This window comes from Bacillus sp. LR_5 (genome assembly GCF_042709275.1).
Map to the genome: position 1 here is coordinate 1 of NZ_JAVAXX010000670.1, position 803 is coordinate 803.

Genomic DNA, 803 nt, shown 5'->3' on the forward strand with positions numbered 1-803 from the left:
CGTTCTAAACAATTCTTTCAGTCATATACATTGAATAAAAAAACTAGCCATGGGAGGCTGACACAATGATTGCTAAAATGATGGAAGCACTGGACGGAGAAAGATTTGATATCATAATGGAAAAAACGCTCAAAGGAATGACGCATGTGATGATTTGGGGCTGTCTTCCTTATTTTTTATATGTCTTGATCCGTATGTTCACAAACTAACTGAAATGCTCTTTTAAACTTTCCAGAACAAACATCATCATATCTTTATATTCTTCATCTCGAAACATTTCGTACAGAATTTTGTAATCATTATAAATATCCAGAAGTTCATCAACAATTGATACAGCAAGGATGTGAAGGGTATCTTGATCTTCATCATCGCCTTCAAACTGAAGAAGAGCAGACGATGCGATATCTTCGCCGATCTCATGGCCAGTTTCTCCGACATAGTGGACAAACAAAAGCTGGTGGACAAACTGGTCCATTTCATATTTTCTCAGCACCAGTGTGAGATCCTCTTCCTCCGTTTCAAGCCACTCTCCATCCTTTAAACGGGTCAGCTCATAAATGATATCTTCCCAGCCATCTTCTAAATATCTCCAAATTTCTGTTCTGTGGCCGATAATGCGAAAGAGTTCTTTTCCATAATCTTTTACATAAACAACGTCCCCAATAAGGAATTCATACTCTATATCAAGCTTTTCCATGTCGACAATGACACCCTCATAATCTTTATAAAGCTGAATGGACGATTCAAAGTATAAGACTTCATTATGATTCACTTCATAAAGATAGTGTTTATCAATTTGGTGT

Annotated in this window: 2 protein-coding genes; one reads left to right on the plus strand and one right to left on the minus strand. The window is 36.9% G+C overall.

The genetic code is table 11. The features are described 5' to 3' along the window. Positions 1 to 65: 65 nt before the first annotated feature. Positions 66 to 209, plus strand: coding sequence for a hypothetical protein (locus RAC86_RS39400; protein ID WP_003218150.1), 144 nt, complete (start codon positions 66 to 68; stop codon positions 207 to 209). On the opposite strand, the gene RAC86_RS39405 is transcribed toward RAC86_RS39400, so the two are convergent. Next, the coding region (locus RAC86_RS39405) for a hypothetical protein (RefSeq protein WP_377887038.1) at positions 206 to 803 on the minus strand (598 nt) is incomplete at its 5' end. The two genes, RAC86_RS39400 and RAC86_RS39405, sit on opposite strands and share 4 nt — an antisense overlap.